This window comes from Bradyrhizobium sp. SRS-191 (assembly GCF_024586915.1).
Taxonomy (GTDB): Bacteria; Pseudomonadota; Alphaproteobacteria; order Rhizobiales; family Xanthobacteraceae; genus Bradyrhizobium.
Map to the genome: position 1 here is coordinate 400,703 of NZ_JANBVS010000001.1, position 20,912 is coordinate 421,614.

General features: G+C 64.6%; 18 protein-coding genes. 10 read left to right on the forward strand and 8 right to left on the reverse strand.

All coding sequences use genetic code 11. The features are described 5' to 3' along the window. The first annotated feature begins 75 nt into the window (after nucleotides 1-75). On the forward strand, nucleotides 76-348 hold the full coding sequence (locus NLR35_RS02020) for a hypothetical protein (RefSeq protein ID WP_257164884.1): 273 nt from the start codon (nucleotides 76-78) through the stop codon (nucleotides 346-348). Between the two features lie 13 nt (nucleotides 349-361). Here the strand turns inward: NLR35_RS02020 and NLR35_RS02025 are convergent, their stop codons facing one another. From NLR35_RS02025 to NLR35_RS02035, 3 genes are all read right to left on the reverse strand, one after another. Further along, the gene (locus tag NLR35_RS02025) at nucleotides 362-736 is read right to left on the reverse strand and encodes a PRC-barrel domain-containing protein (protein WP_257165224.1); all 375 of its coding nucleotides are present in this window, start codon (nucleotides 734-736) and stop codon (nucleotides 362-364) included. A 79-nt stretch (nucleotides 737-815) separates the two neighbouring features. Next, nucleotides 816-983, reverse strand: a complete 168-nt coding sequence (locus NLR35_RS02030; RefSeq protein ID WP_257164885.1) for a hypothetical protein — start codon at nucleotides 981-983, stop codon at nucleotides 816-818. Between the two features lie 23 nt (nucleotides 984-1,006). Further along, entirely contained in the window at nucleotides 1,007-1,237 is a 231-nt protein-coding gene (locus NLR35_RS02035) for a DUF6894 family protein (protein WP_257164886.1), read from the reverse strand. A 202-nt stretch (nucleotides 1,238-1,439) separates the two neighbouring features. Between NLR35_RS02035 and NLR35_RS02040 the strand changes: the two genes are divergently transcribed. After that, nucleotides 1,440-2,453 (forward strand): SDR family oxidoreductase, encoded by a 1,014-nt coding sequence (locus NLR35_RS02040; RefSeq protein WP_306577193.1) that lies wholly within the window; start codon nucleotides 1,440-1,442, stop codon nucleotides 2,451-2,453. A gap of 14 nt (nucleotides 2,454-2,467) precedes the next feature. Here the strand turns inward: NLR35_RS02040 and NLR35_RS02045 are convergent, their stop codons facing one another. Next, nucleotides 2,468-2,599 (reverse strand): hypothetical protein, encoded by a 132-nt coding sequence (locus NLR35_RS02045; protein ID WP_257164888.1) that lies wholly within the window; start codon nucleotides 2,597-2,599, stop codon nucleotides 2,468-2,470. A 23-nt stretch (nucleotides 2,600-2,622) separates the two neighbouring features. Beyond that, a complete protein-coding gene (locus tag NLR35_RS02050; RefSeq protein ID WP_257165225.1) occupies nucleotides 2,623-2,817 on the reverse strand; it encodes a hypothetical protein in 195 nt (64 codons plus the stop codon). Nucleotides 2,818-3,244: 427 nt separating this feature from the next. Between NLR35_RS02050 and NLR35_RS02055 the strand changes: the two genes are divergently transcribed. Together NLR35_RS02055 and NLR35_RS02060 are read left to right on the forward strand one after the other, a co-directional pair. Further along, nucleotides 3,245-9,424, forward strand: coding sequence for a HAMP domain-containing protein (locus tag NLR35_RS02055; RefSeq protein ID WP_257165226.1), 6,180 nt, complete (start codon nucleotides 3,245-3,247; stop codon nucleotides 9,422-9,424). A 13-nt stretch (nucleotides 9,425-9,437) separates the two neighbouring features. Then, entirely contained in the window at nucleotides 9,438-10,934 is a 1,497-nt protein-coding gene (locus tag NLR35_RS02060) for an HWE histidine kinase domain-containing protein (RefSeq protein WP_257164889.1), read from the forward strand. Nucleotides 10,935-10,942: 8 nt separating this feature from the next. On the opposite strand, the gene NLR35_RS02065 is transcribed toward NLR35_RS02060, so the two are convergent. Then, nucleotides 10,943-13,228, reverse strand: coding sequence for an FdhF/YdeP family oxidoreductase (locus tag NLR35_RS02065; RefSeq protein WP_257164890.1), 2,286 nt, complete (start codon nucleotides 13,226-13,228; stop codon nucleotides 10,943-10,945). A 309-nt stretch (nucleotides 13,229-13,537) separates the two neighbouring features. Continuing rightward, nucleotides 13,538-14,104 (reverse strand): type 1 glutamine amidotransferase domain-containing protein, encoded by a 567-nt coding sequence (locus tag NLR35_RS02070; RefSeq protein ID WP_374940780.1) that lies wholly within the window; start codon nucleotides 14,102-14,104, stop codon nucleotides 13,538-13,540. 150 nt (nucleotides 14,105-14,254) lie between these two features. On the opposite strand from NLR35_RS02070, the gene NLR35_RS02075 reads away from it, so the two are divergent. The 3 genes from NLR35_RS02075 to NLR35_RS02085 all read left to right on the forward strand — a co-directional run bounded on the left by NLR35_RS02075 (nucleotide 14,255) and on the right by NLR35_RS02085 (nucleotide 15,318). Further along, nucleotides 14,255-14,617, forward strand: a complete 363-nt coding sequence (locus NLR35_RS02075) for a hypothetical protein (RefSeq protein WP_257164892.1) — start codon at nucleotides 14,255-14,257, stop codon at nucleotides 14,615-14,617. Nucleotides 14,618-14,727: 110 nt separating this feature from the next. Further along, nucleotides 14,728-14,919 (forward strand): DUF3072 domain-containing protein, encoded by a 192-nt coding sequence (locus NLR35_RS02080; protein WP_257164893.1) that lies wholly within the window; start codon nucleotides 14,728-14,730, stop codon nucleotides 14,917-14,919. Between the two features lie 111 nt (nucleotides 14,920-15,030). After that, the gene (locus tag NLR35_RS02085; RefSeq protein ID WP_257164894.1) at nucleotides 15,031-15,318 is read left to right on the forward strand and encodes a hypothetical protein; all 288 of its coding nucleotides are present in this window, start codon (nucleotides 15,031-15,033) and stop codon (nucleotides 15,316-15,318) included. Between the two features lie 17 nt (nucleotides 15,319-15,335). Here the strand turns inward: NLR35_RS02085 and NLR35_RS02090 are convergent, their stop codons facing one another. Beyond that, entirely contained in the window at nucleotides 15,336-16,703 is a 1,368-nt protein-coding gene (locus NLR35_RS02090; protein WP_257164895.1) for a glycoside hydrolase family 3 N-terminal domain-containing protein, read from the reverse strand. A 213-nt stretch (nucleotides 16,704-16,916) separates the two neighbouring features. Between NLR35_RS02090 and NLR35_RS02095 the strand changes: the two genes are divergently transcribed. From NLR35_RS02095 to NLR35_RS02105, 3 genes are read left to right on the forward strand one after another with little or no spacing between them, the layout of a single operon-like run. Continuing rightward, nucleotides 16,917-18,392 carry a DUF4153 domain-containing protein gene (locus NLR35_RS02095; protein WP_257164896.1) on the forward strand — a complete coding sequence of 492 codons (1,476 nt, stop codon included), beginning with the start codon at nucleotides 16,917-16,919 and terminating at the stop codon, nucleotides 18,390-18,392. Nucleotides 18,393-18,415: 23 nt separating this feature from the next. Further along, nucleotides 18,416-19,111: a response regulator transcription factor gene (locus NLR35_RS02100; RefSeq protein ID WP_257164897.1), complete on the forward strand. Its 696-nt coding sequence runs from the start codon at nucleotides 18,416-18,418 to the stop codon at nucleotides 19,109-19,111. Next, nucleotides 19,108-20,727 (forward strand): ATP-binding protein, encoded by a 1,620-nt coding sequence (locus tag NLR35_RS02105; protein ID WP_257164898.1) that lies wholly within the window; start codon nucleotides 19,108-19,110, stop codon nucleotides 20,725-20,727. The genes NLR35_RS02100 and NLR35_RS02105 overlap by 4 nt, the downstream gene beginning before the upstream one ends. The last annotated feature ends 185 nt before the right edge of the window (nucleotides 20,728-20,912 follow it).

A 20,912-nucleotide genomic window follows, 5' to 3' on the forward strand; every position in this document is an offset into this window, starting at 1 on the left:
TCCCACAATTTCGCCGCGACCGCGCGAGACGCTCGGCAGTGTCAAGATTTCGCTTGGTTGAGGACGAGTAGCGTCATGCGTTCGCCAGTCTATGATCTCTACCAGATGAAGCAGGATCGCTTGCCGAAGGGCGCCCGTTCGGCATGGCTGCGCACGCGGCCCAACGAGCCGCCGCCGGCGGCCGATGACTGGATCTTCGTCGGCAAGGAGCGGCATCCCAGCCGCTGGACCATTGCCGAGATGACAGAGAAGGGCACCTGCTATCGCGAGATTCCGATCTGGCTGTCGAGCCGGCGCAGCATGATGGCGGCCGCGTCCGACAACGCCGTCCAGACGCCGGCCGCCTGAGCCGCGCCTGCGGCTAGGCCAGCTTGACGCCGTAATAATCGTCGACCTTGCGGCCGGTCGCGAGGTCGCCCCAATCCCACTCGCGCTCGTCGGAATATTTCGGCGCGCCGCGAAGCTGGTCCTCGGTGACGCCGGTGACATAGCCGCCGAGCCGGGTGTCGTATTTCAGCGACTGCCACGGCAACGGATAGTGCTCGTTGCCGAGCCCGAGAAAGCCGCCGAAGGCGAGCACCGCGTAGGAGACGCGGCCGCTGATCTTGTCGATCATCACCCGCTCGATCGTGCCGATCTTGTTGTCGTCGGCGCCATAGACGGCCGTCCCTTCGACCTTGTCGCTGCCGATCAGATTGCCGTATTCGCGCTGGTCCAGCATGGACGTGTCGAGCATGGATGTCATTGTCAGCCTCCGTTGGTTGAGACGAGGAACGTGCGGGCGGTCACCGGCGTTCCGCGCTCTTGTTGTCGCGTCACTTCGATGCCGGGCGTATGCCATACTGCCTTTCAGGATCGCGCGTCGCCTCATGCGTGGGCGACTGGGGCGAGGTCGTCTGGTGGACGCGCTGCGCCCGCTCCTTGTCGGCCGGCTGCTCCTCGCCGCGTCCGGTCCTGACGATACCCTGGTCGTGCTGTGCCATTGGAATCTCCTGTTCGATTTCAGCTAGTGAAGGACGTCGAGCGGAACGCGGCAGATCTCGTCCCCCTCTTCATTGGTCACCAGCACCGCGTAGTTCTGATTGCGCAGCTCCGGATGATCCGCGGCCAACTGGCGCGCGATCACGTCGGCCGAGTCCATCGCCTCGACGTCACCCGGGAGTTCGACGTAGCGCTCGTTTGCGATCGGCTCGCTGTTCGTCAAATCAAAGTGATAGAACGGCATCGTCCTGGCCATGCTCCCTTCCGCGGCGGCTGACAGCACGCCTCAGCCCCACCGCTGATGTTGCGCATGCCCAAACGACGCCGGCAAACGGCTTTCGTTCCCTGAACGCCGCGCCTGAGCCAATCGGTCACAAGGCCCCGGCCTCTTTTGAATAACCGGTACGAACGTTCGCCGCCCACGCTCGTTGTCGACCACCCTCAAGCGGAGCAAGCGTATGGCAGACGATCGCAGATCTTCGATATCCCGCCGGCAGATGGTCGGCGGCACTGCGACCCTCGCGGCCGCCTCATTGACGACAGCCGCAGCGAAAGGACGTGAAACGATGGCCGAGGATTCCAGGACCGCCGAACGATTGGTCGACCCGACCGACAAATATCCGAAGCCGCCGTTCGAACGCCAATCCCAGGAGTGGCCAGGTCTCGCGAGCAAGATGTCTCCACGCCCCGATCACGGCGAGACCAGCTACAAGGGATCCGGACGGCTTACGGGACGCAAGGCGCTGATCACGGGCGGCGACTCCGGCATGGGACGAGCGGCCGCGATCGCCTATGCCCGCGAAGGCGCTGATGTCGCCATCAACTATTACCCGACCGAGGAGCCGGACGCCCAGGAGGTCGTCGCCCTGATCCAGGCCGAAGGCCGCAAGGCGGTGGCCATTCCAGGCGACCTGCGCGACGAGCGCTTCTGTCAGCAATTGGTCCAGCAGGCGGTCGAGGCGCTCGGCGGTCTCGACATCGTCGTCAACAACGCCGCACGGCAGCAGGCGCGCCAATCGATTCTCGACGTCTCGTCTGACGATTTCGACGCGACCATGAAGACGAACGTCTATGCACCGTTCTGGATCATCAAGGCCGCCCTGCCCCACCTCAAGCCCGGCTCGGTCATCATCGGCACCTCCTCTGAGCAGGCCTATGATCCCTCGCCGGATCTGTATGACTACGCACAGACCAAAGCCGCCACGATGAACTACGTCAAATCACTGGCCAAGCAGCTCGGTCCGAAGGGCATACGCGTCAACGCGGTGGCTCCCGGTCCGATCTGGACGCCGCTGCAGGTCTCCGGCGGAGCGACGATGGAGAAGCTGGAGAAGTTCGGCGGCCAGACGCCGCTCGGCCGTCCGGGCCAGCCGGCCGAGCTGGGATCGATCTACGTGCAGCTTGCCGCCGCCGACGCGAGCTACGCCAATGGCCAGGTCTACGGCTCGTCGGGAGGCTCCGGGCAGCCGTAAGGCTGCCCTCCCGTTCAAATATGGGTGGTGGGCTGCGGAAGCGAATAGGCTTCCGTATGAACCTGGCGGATGGTCGTCACCGCTGCGACCGCCGACGCCACGCTGAACGCGGTCAGCAGCGCGATGAGGATGGTGCGGGGAGTCATGACTGAGTCCTCCATTGGCCTCGCTACTCGCCTGTTGGTTTCGCCCGGGGCTCGAGCATCGGCACAGCCTCCCCGTCGAGCCAGTCCTGCTCGACGGCCAGCGCACGCCAGCCCTCGGCCATCCGCCTGTAGCGGCGGAACGCGGGATCACCTTCGGCGCGCTCCGCGAGATGAAGACAGTTGTCGGCGTTTTCTCGGAACAGATCTGATTGCTTCATATGAAATAGCTGGGAGCCGATCAGCATCGCCACAACCCGGGTTACACGATCTTAATCTTCGTGGAACGGCCCCCCTCGAAATCCAACGACGACCCTTCGGGGCCTCCTCCTAGTTCCATGCAAAAATTTCCAGCGATCAATAGGAACGAGTTCCGTGGAAACGAGTTGAGCCGCTTGTGCCGGGTTCGAGGGGTTCCATTGGACCTTGGAAACCGGCATGCGGCTTGATTTGAGAGGTGGTCGCGGCTTGTATGCCGCAGATCTTTAGACTCGGAATCGAGTTGGCCATTGTGCTGCCCGGGGGAACTACATGAGCGATCTGGATCCTGCTGATAGCCCGTTGCCCGCGCGACAAGGCTTTGGTCGGCACGGCAACGGAGCCGATCTGCCCAATGCCAGTCAGGATCTGCTTCGAGCGCTTCAGGCCATGCGGTCGGGCGACTTCTCGGTTCGCATGGGCGGTGACTATCTCGGCATCGACGGCAAGATCGCCGACACGTTCAACGAGATCATTGCCGCGAACGAGAGGATGGCGCAGCAGCTCGAACGCGTCGGCCAGGTGGTCGGCCGCGAGGGCAAGACCCGGCAGCGGGTGAGGTTCGGCATTGCCAGCGGCTCGTGGTCCGACATGGAGAGCTCCGTCAACACGCTGATCGACGACCTGCTATGGCCGACCCGGGAGGTGACGCGCGCCGTCGCCGCGGTGGCCCAGGGCGACCTGCTGCAGACGGTTAAGCTCGACGTCGACGGCCGGCCGCTGGGGGGCGAGTTCCTGCAGTCCGCGACCATCGTCAATACGATGATCAAGCAGCTCAGCGTCTTTACCTCCGAAGTCACCCGCGTGGCGCGCGAGGTCGGCACCGAAGGCAAGCTCGGCGGCCAGGCGCAGGTTCCGGAGGTGACGGGGGTCTGGAAGGACCTCACCGAGAGCGTCAACTCCATGGCCAACAACCTCACCGGCCAGGTCCGCAACATCGCGGAGGTCACGATCGCGGTGGCCAATGGCGACCTCTCCAAGAAGATCACGGTCGACGTGCGCGGCGAGATCCTGCAGCTGAAGGAGGCCATCAATACGATGGTCGATCAGTTGCGCTCGTTCGCGTCCGAAGTGACGCGTGTGGCGCGTGAGGTCGGTACCGACGGCAAGCTCGGCGGACAGGCCATCGTTCCCGGCGTCGCCGGCACCTGGAAGGATCTGACCGACTCCGTCAACGCGATGTGCGGCAATCTCACCGCCCAGGTCCGCAACATCGCCAACGTCACCACCGCCGTGGCGCGCGGCGATCTCTCGCGCAAGATCACGGTCGACGTTCGCGGCGAGATCCTGGAGCTGAAGGACACCATCAACACGATGGTCGATCAGCTCAACGCCTTCGCCTCCGAAGTGACGCGCGTCGCGCGAGAGGTCGGCACCGAGGGCAAGCTCGGCGGACAGGCGCAGGTGCCCGGCGTTGCCGGCACCTGGAAGGATCTGACCGACAACGTCAACTTCATGGCCTCCAACCTGACCGCGCAGGTCCGCAACATCGCCGATGTCGCGACCGCCATCGCCAGCGGCGACCTGTCGAAGAAGATCACGGTCAACGTGTCAGGCGAAATCCTTCAGCTGAAGGAAACGCTCAACACGATGGTCGACCAGCTCAACGCCTTCGCCGGCGAGGTGACGCGCGTCGCCCGAGAGGTCGGAACCGATGGCCGGCTCGGCGGACAGGCCAACGTGCTCGGCGTCGCCGGCACCTGGAAGGACCTTACCGAGAGCGTCAACTCGATGGCGTCGAACCTGACGGCGCAGGTCCGCAACATCGCGGAGGTGACGACCGCGGTGGCGAACGGCGACTTGTCGAAGAAGATCACGGTCGACGTGCGCGGCGAGATCCTCGAGCTGAAGGACACCATCAACACGATGGTCGATCAGCTCAATGCCTTCGCCGGCGAAGTGACGCGCGTCGCACGCGAGGTCGGCACCGAAGGCAAGCTCGGCGGCCAGGCCATGGTGCGCGGTGTCGCCGGTACGTGGAAGGATTTGACCGACAGCGTCAACTCGATGGCCTCGAACCTGACCGGTCAGGTCCGCAACATCGCGGAGGTCGCGACCGCCGTCGCCAAGGGCGATTTGTCGAAGAAGATCACGGTCAACGTCTCAGGCGAAATCCTTCAGCTGAAGGAAACGCTCAACACGATGGTCGATCAGCTCAACGCTTTCGCCGGTGAGGTGACGCGCGTCGCCCGCGAGGTCGGCACCGACGGCAAGCTCGGCGGCCAGGCCGAGGTGCCCGGCGTCGCCGGCACCTGGAAGGATCTGACCGACAGCGTCAACTCGATGGCCGGCAACCTGACGGCGCAGGTCCGCAACATCGCCGAGGTGGCCACCGCCATCGCCGGCGGCGACCTGTCGCGCAAGATCACGGTCGACGTGCGCGGCGAGATCCTCAGCCTGAAGGAAACGCTGAACACGATGGTCGACCAGCTCAACCGCTTCGCGGGCGAGGTGACGCGCGTCGCGCGCGAAGTCGGCACCGAGGGACGACTGGGCGGCCAGGCGAATGTGCCCGGCGTCGCCGGCACCTGGAAAGACTTGACTGATAGCGTCAACTCGATGGCCGGCAATCTCACGGCGCAGGTCCGCAACATCGCCGAGGTGACCACGGCCGTGGCGCGCGGCGATCTCTCGCGCAAGATCACGGTCGACGTGAAGGGCGAGATTCTCGAGCTGAAGAACACCATCAACACCATGGTCGATCAGCTCAATGCGTTCGCGTCTGAAGTGACGCGCGTCGCCCGCGAGGTCGGCACCGAAGGTAAGCTCGGCGGCCAGGCGCAGGTGCCGGAAGTTGCCGGCACCTGGAAGGATCTCACCGACAGCGTCAACTTCATGGCGTCGAACCTGACGGCCCAGGTCCGCAACATCGCCGAGGTAGCCACCGCCATCGCTGGCGGCGACCTGTCGAAGAAGATCACCGTCGACGTCCGGGGCGAGATCCTGCTGCTCAAGGACACCTTGAACACGATGGTCGAGCAGCTCCGCTCGTTCGCGGCCGAAGTGACGCGCGTGGCGCGCGAGGTCGGCACCGAAGGACGGCTCGGTGGTCAGGCCGTCGTGCCCGGCGTCGGCGGCACCTGGAAGGATCTGACCGACAACGTCAACCTGCTCGCGGCGAACCTGACGACGCAGGTCCGCAACATCGCCGAGGTGACCACCGCCGTGGCGCGCGGCGATCTCTCGCGCAAGATCACGGTCGACGTGAAGGGCGAGATCCTCGAGCTGAAGAACACCATCAACACCATGGTCGATCAGCTCAACGCCTTCGCCGGCGAGGTCACGCGCGTCGCCCGCGAAGTCGGCACAGAGGGTAAGCTCGGCGGCCAGGCCCAGGTCCCCGGCGTTGCCGGCACCTGGAAGGACCTGACCGACACGGTCAACTTCATGGCGGCCAATCTGACCGAGCAGGTCCGCGGCATCGTCAAGGTCGTGACCGCTGTGGCCAACGGTGATCTGAAGCAGAACCTGACCGTGAAGTCGAAGGGCGAGGTCGCCGCGCTCGCCGAGACCATCAACAACATGACGGAGACGCTCGCGACCTTTGCCGATCAGGTCACCAGTGTCGCCCGCGAGGTGGGCGTCGAGGGCCGCCTTGGTGGACAGGCCAACGTGCCGGGCGCCGCGGGCACCTGGAAGGATCTCACCGGCAACGTCAACCTGCTCGCCGCCAACCTGACGTCCCAGGTCCGCGCCATTGCCGAGGTTGCGACCGCCGTGACCAAGGGCGATCTGACGCGAACCATTCAGGTCGATGCGCGCGGGGAAGTGTCCGAGCTCAAGGACAACATCAACACGATGATCACCAACCTCCGGCTCACGACCGATCTCAACACCGAGCAGGACTGGCTGAAGACGAACCTGGCGAAATTCACCAACATGCTGCAGGGCCAGCGCGACCTGACCACCGTGGGTCGACTGCTGCTAACCGAGCTCACACCGCTCGTGAATGCGCATCGCGGCGTGATCTACCAGGTCGAGAACGAGTACACGCCGCAGCTCCGCCTGCTCGCCTCCTACGCCAATGACGGCGTCTATCCGCATCGGCAGCTCGTCCAGTTCGGCGAGGGGCTGATCGGGCAATGCGTCATCGACAAGCGCCAGCGGCTGATCTCTGAAATCCCGTCCGATGTCATCCCGGTCGGGTCCGCCCTGCTCCGCGCCGTTCCGAAGAACCTCGTCGTCCTTCCCGTTCTGTTCGAGAACCAGGTCAAGGCGGTCATCGAGCTGGCGTCACTCAGCCCGTTCACGACGTCGCAGATGACGTTCCTCGAGCAGCTCACCGACTCCATCGGCATCGTGCTCAATTCCATCGAGGCCACGATGCAGACCGAGGGCCTGCTGAAGCAGTCGCAGCAGCTCGCTGCCGAGTTGCAGGCGCAACAGCGCGAGCTGCAGCAGACCAACGAGCAGCTCGAGCAGAAGGCGCAACAGCTCGCCGAGCGCAACGTCGAGGTGGAACGCAAGAACCAGGAGATCGAGCAGGCCCGCCGCGCGCTCGAAGAGAAGGCGACCGAGCTCGCGCTGACCTCGAAATACAAGTCCGAGTTCCTGGCCAACATGTCGCACGAGCTGCGCACGCCGCTCAACAGCATCCTGATCCTCGGCCAGCAGCTGACCGAAAACCCCGACGGCAATCTCACGCTCAAGCAGGTCGAATTCGCCCGCACGATTCACGGCGCCGGCACCGACCTGCTCAACCTGATCAGCGACATTCTCGATCTTTCCAAGATCGAATCCGGCACCGTGACGGTCGATGCCGAGGAGATCCTCACCGCCAACCTGCTCGACACCGTCGGCCGTCCGTTCCGGCACGAGGCCGAAAACCGCCTGCTCTCCTTCAACATCGATGTCGATCCGACTCTCGCGCGCAGTATCGTGACCGACTCCAAGCGCCTGCAGCAGGTGTTGAAGAACCTGCTGTCGAACGCCTTCAAGTTCACCGCCGAGGGCGGCGTCCGCCTGAAGGTCTCGGCCGCCCTCGGCGGCTGGAGCGCCGAGCATCCGGTGCTCAACAACGCACCCGCGGTCATCGCATTCGAAGTGTCGGACACCGGCATCGGCATTCCCCAGGACAAGCAGAAGCTGATCTTCGAGGCCTTCCAGCAGGCCGATGCGGGTACCAGCCGCAAATATGGCGGAACGGGGCTCGGGCTTGCGATCAGCCGCGAGTTGGCGAACCTGCTCGGCGGCGAAATTCATCTCCGAAGCGCCCCCGGCAAGGGCAGCACGTTCACGCTCTATCTGCCGCTCAAATATTCGGGTCCGACAACGGCGCCGCGTATCAACCAGGCAGCGCCTATTCCCTACATTCAGACCCCGGCGCTGCAGGCGGCGGCAGCGCCAGAGCGCGTCGTCGAGCACCTGGCGGACGATCGTCTCAATCTGGCGGCAGGCGATACGATCCTCCTGGTGGTCGAGGACGATCCTCACTACGCGCGCGTGCTCATCGATCTCGCGCGCGACAAGGGCTTCAAGGTCCTGGTCGCCGGCCGCGGCGCCGAGGCGCTGGATCTTGCCAAGCAGTACCAGCCTGCCGCGATCTCACTCGACGTGTTTCTGCCGGATATGCTGGGCTGGACCGTCCTGAGCCAGCTCAAGCACAATCCGCTGACTAGGCATATTCCTGTTCAGATCATCACGCTCGACGAAGACCGGCAGCATGCCCTGGCGCGCGGGGCCTTCTCCTTCGTCAGCAAGCCGACGACGACGGAAGGTGTCAGCGCGGCGCTGTCCCAGATCAAGGAATATGCGAAGCCGCGCCGCAAGCGCCTGCTGATCGTCGAGGACAACGCCGCAGAGCAGATGAGCATCCGCGAGCTGCTCGACCATGACGACATCGAGATCCTTGCAGCGGAAACCGGCGCCGGCGCGCTCGACATCATGCGCAGCGCGCCCTGCGACTGCGTCGTGCTGGATCTTCGTCTGCCCGACATGAGCGGCTTCGACGTGCTCGAGCAGCTGCGCTCGGACGAGACACTGTCCGGGGTCCCCGTGGTCGTCTTCACGGGCCGTGAATTGTCGGCAGAGGAAGATGCGGAACTTCACACGATCGCACGAAGCATCGTGGTCAAGGGGGTGGAGTCTCCCGAGCGGTTGCTCGACGAAACCTCGCTGTTCCTGCATCGCGTGATCACGCATCTGCCGACCGAGAAGCAGCGCATGCTGGAGAAGCTGAACAGTTCCGATGAGGATCTGATCGGCAAGACGGTGCTGCTTGTGGACGATGACGCGCGGAACATCTTTGCCTTGTCGAGCGTGCTGGAACGGCGCGGCATGAAGGTGCTGACTGCGACCACCGGCAGCGAGGCCATCGAACTCGTGCAGCACAACCCGGAGATTGCGATCGTGCTGATGGACATCATGATGCCCCAGATGGACGGCTACCAGACCATCGGTGTCATCAGGCAGACCCCCGCCTTCGCGCGTCTCCCCATCATCGCATTGACCGCGAAGGCCATGAAGGGAGACCGGGAAAAGTGCCTCGAGGCCGGCGCCTCGGACTACCTCGCCAAACCCGTCAACACCGAGCAGCTGCTCCTTGCCATCCGCATGTGGCTGCACCGCTGAACGGCTCAACATCATGGAACATGAGAAGGTCAACATCCTCCTGGTTGACGACCAGCCCGCAAAGCTGCTGGCCTATGAAGTCATCCTGAAGGACCTCAACGAGCACCTCGTGGTCGCGACCTCCGGCCGCGAGGCGCTCGAGATCCTGTTGAAGAACGAGATCTCGGTCATCCTGGTCGACGTCTGCATGCCCGAGCTGGATGGTTTCGAACTCGCGCAGATGATCCGCGAGCATCCGCGGTTCCAGAAGATCGCGATCATCTTCATCTCCGCCGTCCAGGTCAGCGATTTCGATCGGCTGCGCGGCTATGAGATGGGCGCCGTCGACTACGTGCCGGTTCCTGTGGTGCCTGAGGTGCTGCGCGCGAAGATCAAGGTGTTCACCGAGCTGTATCGCAAGACGCGCGAGCTCGAGCATTTGAACCTCGAGTTGGAGAATCGTGTTCGCGCCCGCACCGCGGAGCTGGAGAAGTCCACCGCTCGCCTGCGCGAGAGCGAGGAACGCCGCAGCATGGCCATCGCCGCCGGACGGATGGGCTCGTGGGATTGGGACGGCATCAACGGCGATTGGATGTGGGACGAAGGTCAGTACCGCATCTTCGGCGTGACCCCGCAGGGCTTCGAACTCAACAGCGTCAACATCATGGGCCTGCTGCATCCCGATGATGCCGAGCGTGCGCGGCACGTGCTGGACGAGTTCGGCCGCGGCGTGACGTCCTATGAGGCCGAATTCCGCATCAACCGGCCCGATGGCGAGGAGCGCTGGTGCGTCGGAACCGCGGCGGCAACCACGGACAGATCCGGCCGCGTGGTCCGCGTCAGCGGCGTCACGATCGACATCACCGAGCGCAAACGCGCGGAGGAGCGCCAGAACCTGCTGACACGGGAGGTCGATCATCGCGCCAAGAATGCGCTGACGCTGGCGCAGTCGATCGTCCGCCTCACCAAGGCGGAGAACGTGCGGACCTATGTCAGCGCCGTGGAGGGCCGCATCAGCGCGCTGGCGCGTGTTCACACCATCCTCTCGCTGTCGAGCTGGCAAGGCGCAGAGATCAGCCGGCTCGTCGAAGAAGAGCTCGCGCCCTATGCCACGGGAGGTCAGGTCGGCTTCGGCGGGCCCGAGCTGCAGCTCGAACCAGCGACGGCGCAAACGCTTGCGCTGGCGCTGCACGAGCTGGTGACTAACTCCGCCAAATACGGCGCGCTTTCGGTCCGCTCCGGTCATCTGTCGGTGCAATGGACGATCGAGCCAGATCAGCGGCTCGATCTCACCTGGATCGAAACCGGTGGACCGCTGGTCCATGTGCCGACGTCGCGCGGCTTCGGCACGCGCAGCCTGATGGCGAGCGTCGAGAGCCAGCTCGGCGGCCGCGCGTTGTTTGACTGGCGTCCCGAGGGCCTGGTCTGCCGCCTCCTCGTGCCGCTCCGTCCGGGTGCTACTCCGCCGGAGACGACAAGGCCCTTCACGGTCGCCGCGCCAAAAGAAGCGCGTCAGCGCGCGGCGGGATGACAGCTTACCTAGCCTGCTGCCTCCCGGGTGATGCGCACCGGCACGGACTTGGCAGCCGGCACCTTGCTGCCTTCGGCGTAGTGCCACAGCGGGATCAATCCGTTGCACTCGGGGTAGTAGGCCGCGACGCTGAACCTTGGGATGTCGAACGTGACAGCCTGTAGTCCACCGAGCGAGCGTTCGACGCCGTCATCGGCGACGGTCGCGAGTTTGATCATATCGCCCTGCCCGATGCCCAGCTCCGCCATGTCGCTTGCATTCATGAACACGACCCGACGCCCGCCGGACACGCCGCGGAAGCGGTCGTCCTCGTTGTAGATCGTGGTGTTGAACTGGCCGTCGGCACGCAACGTCATCAGCTGAAAGATGCCATTGCCCTCTTCCGGGGGATTAAGCGCCGCTTTCGGCACGGTGAAATTGGCCTTGCCCGTCGCCGTCTTCCATTTGCGCTCGCGAGCTCCCAATGGCCGCGGAAAGCCGCCAGGCTCGAACAGCCGCGTGTTGAAGTCCTTGAACTGATCGGGGTAGGTGCGCTCGATCGCCTCCCGGACGAGCGCATACTTGCCAACCCATGCATCCCAGTCCACGCGCGGATTCGGCGCCAGCGTCGCCTGGGCGAGGCCGGCGACGATCGCGGGCTCCGACAGCAGGCCATCGGCGACCGGCTGACGCTGGCCCTTCGAGCCGTGGATACAGGTGGTGGAGTCCTCCATCGCCACCGCCTGCTCGCCGCTCGCCTGCCTGTCGATCTCGATCCGCCCGAGGCACGGCAACAGGTAGGTGATCTCGCCGGGCACAAGATGGCTGCGATTGAGCTTGGTCGCGATCTGGACGGATAGCCGCAGCTTCGCCCAGGCCGGCTCCATCAGCGATCGCTCCGGCACGGCGCGCAGAAAATTGCCGCCGAGACTGACGAAGCCCTTGACGTCGCCCTTGATGATGGCCTCGCAGGCGTCGACCGTGTTGAGGCCATCCCAGCGCGGCGGCTCGAACGCATAGAGCTCCGCCAGCTTGTCGAGCGGCACCAGCTTGGTCTTCTCGGAGATGCCGACGGTGCGCTGCCCCTGCACGTTGGAATGGCCGCGGACCGGAGAGATTCCCGCGCCAGGCTTGCCGATGTTCCCGCGCAGCAGCAGCAGGTTGACGATCATCTTGGCCGTTTCGACACCATGGCGATGCTGCGTGATGCCCATGCCGTAATTGGCGATCACGGCGTGCGCGGATGCATAGACCTTCGCAGCCTCCAGGAGGTCAGCGCGACGAAGACCGGACGCCCGCTCGATATCGCTCCACGACGCCTGACGGCAGTAGTTCGCGAACTCCTCGAAACCGGAGGTGTGCTGCTCGATGAAGGCCACATCGAGAACGCGCGGACGCTTCATGGAGACCGCGGCGTCATCAGCCTCGATCACCGCCTTGCACATCCCGAGCAGCGCCGCGCCATCGCCGCCGACCCTGAGCTGATGATATTGCGTGCTGATGCGGGTGCCGCCGGTGAGCACCATCTGGATCGGATTCTGCGGATTGGTGAAGCGCTCCAGCCCACGCTCGCGCAGGGGGTTGAAGGTGATGATGGGAACGCCGCGTTGCGCCGCCTTCTGCAGCGGATGCAGCATGCGCGGCGAGTTGGTCGTGGTGTTCTGGCCGAAGAACAGGATGCAGTCGGACTTGTCGAAATCCTCGAGCAGCACAGTGCCGACGGGCACACCGATCACCTCGGGCAGCGCGACCGAGGTGGATTCGTGACACATGTTCGAACTGTCAGGAAAATTGTTGGTGCCGTACATGCGCCCGAACAGCTGATACATGTAGCTGGTCTCGAGCGAGGCCCGGCCCGACGTGTACATCACGACCGCGCGCGGATCGAGCCGGTTCAGCTCGGCTCCCACGGCGCGAAACGCCTCGTCCCAACTCACGGGAACGTAGCGGTCGCTCGCCGCATCATAGCGCATCGGATGCGTCAGCCGGCCCTGCTCCTCCAACTGATGGTCCGACCAGGTCCGCAGCTCGGACAGAGTATGCTGAACGAAGAATTCCGGCCCGACCGTCTTGCCGGTGATTTCCCATGCCGTGGCCTTGGCGCCGTTCTCGCAGAATTCGAACGGGTGTGGATGGGCCGGCTTGGCCCAGGAACAGCTGACGCACATGAATCCGTCAGGCTTGTTCTGCTTCAGGAGGATCTCGCTGCCGAGCAGCGTGACCTCCTCCTGCGTAAGGATGCTGGCCACCGCTTGCACCGAACCCCAACCGCCGGCCGGAGCCGTATAGTCCTGTATCTTCACCTTCTCACTCACGGCACATCTCCGCGGCCTGAACAAGCGGCCAACCCGTGATCAAGAGGTAAGTTCCGTCCACTCACGGCAGGTTGCTTCAGGCCGGGACGACCAGGATGCAGCAGCCGAGGATCGGCGAAGTGACTTGGGAACGACGTGAATTAGGAACGACGCGCCGCGCCAGGCGTCTTCCAAGTGTCTCCGGCGGCGTTCCCCCATCTCGTCGGAGGCACTCCGTGTGGACTGCGGCCCAGCGTTCGACCCCTCGGGCGCTGGGCCTGTTCGCGCGGAGAGAGCCGGACCTCTCGACCCGGCCCTCCCCGACACGCCTCAGGCCGCGCTGCGCTGGAGGTGCCGGCCTTCCCGGACCTCCTCGATGATCTTGGCGCTGAAGGCTTCGAGATCGCCGGGGTTGCGTGAGGTGATGACGCCCTGGTCGACGACGACCTCAGCATCCTGCCACTGGGCGCCGGCGTTGGCGACGTCGGTCTTGATCGACTTGTAGGACGTCATCTTGCGTCCCTTCGCAATGCCTGTCTCGATCAGGAGCCAAGGTGCGTGACACACCGCGGCGACGATCTTCTTGGCATCGAAAACGTCCTTGATGAAGGCCAGCGCCTTCGGCTCGAGGCGCAGCAGATCGGGGTTGATCTGCCCACCCGGCAGTACGATGGCGTCGTAGTCGGAGGCCGACGCCTGGTCGAGCGTCTTGTCGACCTTGACGGGTCGACCCCAATCCTTCTGGTCCCAGCCTTTGATCTCACCCGGCGCGAGCGAGATGATGTCGACGGTCGCTCCGGCCTGCTTCAGGCGATCACGCGGCACTTCGAGCTCGGATTGTTCGAACCCGTTGGTCGCGAGGATCGCGATCCTCTTTCCCTTGATGTTGTCCATCATTCTCTCCTGTTCATATCGACTTCGGATCGACATGGCGGGCAACCTTGTGCCCGCGACCATCGTTCCGCGGCGATGCAGGACCGATCGTCACAACTGGTCGATCGATGAACTCGGGGGCGTGGAACAGCCAAGCCTCGGCGAGGTTTGTGTGTGGGAGCAGCCCTGGACGGACCGCGCGCCGCGGACGAGCTGGACGCTCCGGCGGACCGCGATCTGGAGCTCCTCGTGCCCTACGCACTGTTTGAGAATGACGAAAGATTGACCCGTCCGTTTCGGACCGAACGCGAGGTCTGGGAGGCGGCCGAGCAGGCCGATCTCGTGACCTTTGATCCGCACGGCGAGAAGGTGCTCGACAACAATTTCGAGATCAAGCCGTGCGAGGCAACGCCGGACGAACTCACAAGCCCCCGCGACGAGATCGTGCTTCCCAAACCGCATGGCGCCGACGCGACCGGCGAACACGATGCGGTATCGCCACCGCGGCTTTCGTCGCGCAAGGCAGCGTCGTCGTAAGTCCTCTCAGGAGGAGATGACACGGCGCTTGACATATAGAACAAAATAGGAACATTATACTGATCGCTGGGTTGGATGCCGTGCGACCATTGTAGCAACGGAGATCAGCGATGACGGAGAAGATCGAGAAGGATCCGAAGACCTGGGTTTCAGGCGACGATCCGATGACGGGTGCTCAAGCCTCCTACTTGAAGACACTGAGCGAACAGGCGGGGCGGCCGGATCCGACTTCGGATGTGCAGACCAAGGCGGAGGCATCCGAACTGATCGACGAGATGCGGCACGCCGCGGGGTTGGACTGAGACGCCAAGGCTCTGATAATCGGTATTCCGATGCTTGCACCGCACGGCCTGAGACAGTCGCGAATCAAGACTCGGTTGTTTAGTCTTCGCGCCATGTCTCAGGAGTGGACCATGGTTGCGGATAGTGACAGCAAGGTTGCCTGGCATCGCGCGCAGCTGAAGAAGAACCGGGCAGCGCTCAAGCAGATCGAGACCGCCCGCTTCACCGTCGGTGTGAGCGCCGATCCCAAGGCGATCGAGCGGACCAAGCGGCAGGTCGCGGAGCTTCAACTGAAGGTCCGCGAGTCGGAACAAGTGGTCGGCCTGCACGACAAACAAGCGCGACGTCCCCTGGCGACCGACTTGCGTAGCCTCTCCAACGTGTCCTGGCGCAATTGGACCGGGAACGGCCCGCGCTGAACGCACGATCTCGGCTTTTACTCGACCGCCTTCCACCGCGTGCCTGCCGAACGCCCGGAACTCGTCATGACATTTGCGGCCTGCGGTCCATCGTCCTGCCGCAGCCAGCGCGTCAGCCGCTCATCGCTCCGGCGCAGCGCAGCCAGATCAATTTGTCCGCCCGCCAGAGCTTGCTTCGCGCAGGCAAGGACGCGATGGAACTGCGTGCCGTCATAGGCCACGAGCAACAGATCAGCGCCGCCGTTGAGGGCTTCCACCACCGCTTTGCATAAGTCGCGGCCATAGATCGCTCCCATCACGAGATCATCGGTGATGATCACGCCCTGATAGTTCCACCGGCCACGGATGAGGCCTTCGAGCACCGCCTTGGAATGCGAGGCCGGCCGCTCCCGATCGATCGCGTCGACCATCACGTGCCCCACCATCATGGCTGCATGCGAACTGTCCAGCACCTGGCGGAACGGCCGCCAATCGGACTGCTCCAGCACGTCGGCTGCTGTGTCGAGCTGCGCGGAGAAGTGATGCGTGTCGGCCTCGACGCGCCCGAGACCCGGGAAGTGCTTGGCCGCCGCCTGTACGCCGCTCGCCTCCAGGCCGCGGACATAGCCGAGCGCGATGTCACCCACCACGGCCGGATCGTTGGAGATCGCACGCTGCCCGATCAGCGTATGAAAATCGAGCCGGTTACGAGTCCAGCGTGGCCGCAGATCGACCACCGGCGCCAAGTTGAAATTGATGCCTGCTGATGCCAGCGACTGCCCCTGGGCCCGTCCCATCTCGTAGGCATCATGGGCGCGCCGCGCAGCCGGGAGATCGGCCAAGGTCGCCAGCCCGGGCATGTTGGGCAGCGTCGGCGAGAGGTGCGCAACTCTGCCTCCCTCCTGATCGGCCGACACGAGCAACGGCGGCAGCCCGGCTGCCCTGCGCGCCGCCTGCAGCCGTGCAATGTCGGCGCTCAGCTGCGCCTCGGTCCGTCCGCGCACGTTGTGATGAGTAACATATACGCCGGCGATCAGGCCCTGCCCGGCCAAGGCGGCGGCTTCATCGACGGTCGTGTATCCGACGATGAAATGCCGCCCGAGCAGACGCGCCACCTCGGGCGCCGTCTGAAATGTCTCGTACTTGCGCCAAGCGAACGTGAACTGCGTCGCAGTCAGCGCGAGCAGCGGGATGCACCATGCCGACACCAGCATGCGTCCGGCGATGCCGTCGCGCCAGCGCCCGCCCAGTAGAAGCAGCAGCGGAGCTGCCAGCCCGATGATGAGCAGCGCGGCGTGCCCCGTCCCGCGCAGACGGACCAGATAGGGCTCGTTGCTGTTGAGCGTGATGACAATGAAAGCCAGAGCAAGGATCCAGAGGACCACCGTCCTGATACGTCCGAGCATGTGAGCAGCCGATCATTCCATGGAAAAGAGGACTTCTGCGTAACAACGCCGAATGGCCTCCGCCAGCAGCCGAATTGCGCCTGCACGAAATCTGCAAACAAATCCTGAAATGCTGCAGATCCGCTCGTGAGGGGCTGCACGCGGCGGGGTCATGGTCCGGTCATTGGCTGGCGAATGCCGGCCGTATCGTCACTCAATCGAGGACTCCCGCAAATGACCAGCTCAGCGGAGCTGACGGCGTCTCCAGCCGTCCCGCTCTCCATGTGGCACAAATTCGCCCTTGCCTTCGCGCTTCTCGGGCTCGCCGACGTTCTGTTCTACGATCAAGCCCCAGGGCTCTCGCTTCCGATCTTCACCGCCGCGCTGGCCGTGACCAGCCTGCTCGCCAATCACGCCGGCGTCGATCGATCGCGGACGAAGCTTGCGGCGGTGGTGCTCGTCGTGGGCCTGCTGCCTGCGATCGAGGACCTGACCCTGCTGTCAGTCTCGAGCGCGGTCCTCGCAACGATCTCGGCAATCGCCCTGACGACAAACCCCGCAGCCGAGGGGCTCCGCCTGCCGGTCACGGCCGCACGACAGCTGCTCCTGGTCGGACCGTTCAGGCTGATCCCCGACGCCATTGCAACGCTTCGCGCCCATGACTTCACGCGGCTGCTGTTGACCTGGAGCATCCCGCTCGCGCTCGGCCTCGTTTTCAGCCTGCTGTTCGCTGCAGCCAACCCCGTGATCGAGCAGTGGCTCGATCAGCTCCGGCCTCAGCGCATCGTCTCCAATCTCAGCGTCGGCCGTCCGATCTTCTGGCTCTTGATGCTGTCTCTGATCTGGCCGTTCGTCCATCTGCGCTGGCGGCAGCGGACGAAGGCGCCGCGCCTGCCGATCGATCCCGAGGCCGAACAAGCACCGTCGATCGCAGCTCCCCTGCTCAATCCGCAAACTGTCATTCGTTCGCTCCTCCTGTTCAACCTGTTGTTTGCGGTCCAGACCGCGCTCGATGGCGCCTATCTGTGGGGACATGCGGCGCTTCCCGACGGGATGACCTACGCCACCTATGCGCATCGCGGCGCCTATCCGCTGATCGTCACTGCGCTGCTGGCCGCAGCCTTCGTCATCATCGCCGTCCGATCCAGACAGCAGGATGAGCCGCGGCTGATCCGTCCGCTCGTCTACCTCTGGGTCGGACAAAACCTGCTGCTGGTGCTGTCCTCGATCCAACGGGTTCACATCTACATCCAAAGCTACCTGCTGACCCATTGGCGCATCGCGGCGCTGATCTGGATGGCGCTCGTGGCCGTCGGCCTGATCCTGATCGTGGTCCGGATCGTCCTGGACCGTCCCACGGCCTGGCTCGTCCGCATGAACCTGATTGCGCTGGCGGCGACTCTCTATGGCTGCGCGCTCGTCAATTTCTCCGCAGTGATCGGCGACTACAATGTCGCTCATAGCCGTGAGGCCGGACGGAGCGGGACCGCCATCGACATGCCGTATCTTCTGAGCCTCGGTCCGCAGGCCCTGCCGGCGGTCCAGCGAGCCATGCTGCTGCTGCGTGGGGAGTCCGCACTCTCCCGCATGAACCAGAGTCTGCTGGAGCAGCAGGCAAAGGACATGGCCAACTGGCGCTCCTGGACGTTCCGCGGCTGGCGCTTGCAGCGCTATCTCGATACACATCCCCTGACCCAGAACCCCAGCTGATGTCCCGCCGCGGAGCCTCGATTGTGTCCCCCCGAATCCTGATCGTCGACGACGATCCGCACATCCGCGAAGTCCTGCGTGTCGCCCTGGGAAAGGCCGGCATGACGGTGACGGAGGCCGCCGACGGCCGTGCGGCCCTGGTCAGGTTCGGCGAGGACCGCCCGGACCTGATCGTGCTCGACGTCGGCATGCCCGAGTTCGACGGCCTCGAAGTGTGCCGTCGCATCCGGCGGACCTCGCAAGTGCCGATCCTATTCCTGTCGGCGCGCGACGAGGAGATCGATCGCATCCTCGGGCTGGAGATCGGCGGCGATGATTACGTCACCAAGCCGTTCAGCCCGCGCGAGCTCGTCGCGCGCGTCAACGTCATCCTCCGGCGCGCCGCCGGCGGCGACCGTGCGGCGGCTCCGGAGGAGCTCCTCCATGGCCGGCTTCGGCTCGACCCGCAGCAGCATCTCGCTCGTTTCGGCGATACGCCGCTCACGCTGACGGCGCTCGAGTTCAGCATCCTTCGGACCTTGATGACCCGGCCGGCCGTCGTGTTCAGCCGCGAGCAGATCATGAGCGCTGCCTATCATCTCAACATCCAGGTCTCCGACCGGACGATCGACAGCCATATCCGCAACATCCGTGCGAAGCTCGCGGCCGCCCATTGCGAGGATGCCATCGAGACGGTGCACGGCGTCGGCTTCCGGCTCGGCCGCTGCGGCGCGCCATGATCGCACCGAAGCCGAAGAAGAAATGGCGGCCGTCGCTCGGACAGATCGTGTTCGGCGTGCTCGCGCTCGTCGCCACCCTGCCCCTCGTCGGCCTGTTCTTCTTCCGCATCTACGACAATCAGCTGATCCGCCAGACCCAGGCCGAGTTGATCGCGCAGAGCGGCGTGCTCGCCGCGGTGTTCGCCGAGGAGGTCTCGGCGCGCCTCGCCGCCGGCATTCCGCTCGGCGCCGAGATCCCGCCGGAGGCGCGGCCGGACGCCGCTGACGAGGTGACGCCGATCCGGCCGCTGCTCGACCTGCTCGCCAATGATCTCTTCGTCCGCCGTCCCGATGCCCGCGAGGCGCCTCAGCCTGCGGACCCAGCCTATGTCGCCATCGGCGCGCGGCTGTGGCCGATCATACGTGAGACCCAGAAGGTCACCTTGGCCGGCTTTCGCGTGCTCGATCCGCAGGGCGTCGTGATCGCCGGCCGCGACGAGATGGGCAAATCGCTCGCCCATATCGACGAGATCGCGGCCGCCCTGAAAGGGAGATACAGCGCGGCGCTGCGCATCCGCATTCCGGACAAGGCACCGCCGCCGATCTATTCGTTCAGCCGTGGCGTGGGTGTTCACGTGTTCTCGGCCATGCCGGTCATCGTAAACGATCACGTCGCGGGCGTCATCTACACCTCACGGACGCCGCGCAACATCTTCGAGCACCTCTATGTCGAGCGCGGCAAATTCATCGCCGCAGGCTCCGCGATCGTTCTCACGACATTGCTGGTTGGCCTGATCGTGGCCAGAACGATCACGCGCCCGATGTGCGAGCTGGTCGACCGCGCCGGCCGGATCGGCCGCAGCGATCCCGCCGGATTCCGTCCGCTCGCCCATTACGGCACGCGCGACTTCGCCGAGCTGGCCGAGCATTTCTTTGCGATGGCCGAGCAATTGGCGCGTCGCTCCAGCTACCTCCGAAACTTCTCCGCGCACCTGACACACGAGCTCAAGTCGCCCCTCACTTCGATCAAGGGCGCGGCGGAGCTCATGCTGGATTCGCTGCACGCCACCTCAGGCCAGCTGACGCCCGCCGAGCAGGAAACCTTTCTGACCAACATCCTTGGCGATGCCGAGCGGCTCGACCGGATGGCACAGCGCCTGCGCGAGCTCGCGCGTGCCGAAGCCCTTCAGCAGAGCGAAGCCAGCAGCCTGGACGAGGTGATCGGTCCGCTGCGCGAGCGGTTTCCCGCCGCCCAAATCGGAACAGGCGGCGCGCTGCGGCGTCCGATCCGGCTCTCGAGCGAGACGCTCCTGATCGTCCTCACCCATCTGGCCGACAATGCCGTCCGTCACGGCGCCCGCACGATCAGCCTGGAGCTGGACGATCGAGCCGAGCAAGTGATCCTCAAGGTGAGCAACGACGGCAATCCGATCTCGCCCGCCAACCGCGAGCGGGTCTTCGACGCGTTCTTCACCACGCGGCGCGACAGCGGCGGAACTGGAATGGGCCTGGCCATCGTGCGCGCCGTCATGATGAGCCATGGCGGCCAGATCGATCTGCTGCCGTCCGACGATGAAGTGTGCTTCGAGCTGCGTCTGCCGGCCGGCGAAGAGCCGCGCCAGACACACCTCAAATAGTAGCAGAACCTCTCTCCTCCTTTGAAGTTGCAGGCTGGATCGAGATCTCCTGTGGAGAGCAAAAAGTCACCGGCTCCGGGATACCCGTCCAGCGAGCCGGCGTCACGGCAAAGCAATTCCACCACCCCGTACCACGGCAGCTCCGCCATCCCACCGATCATTCGTATACGAGCAATCCGTTTCGG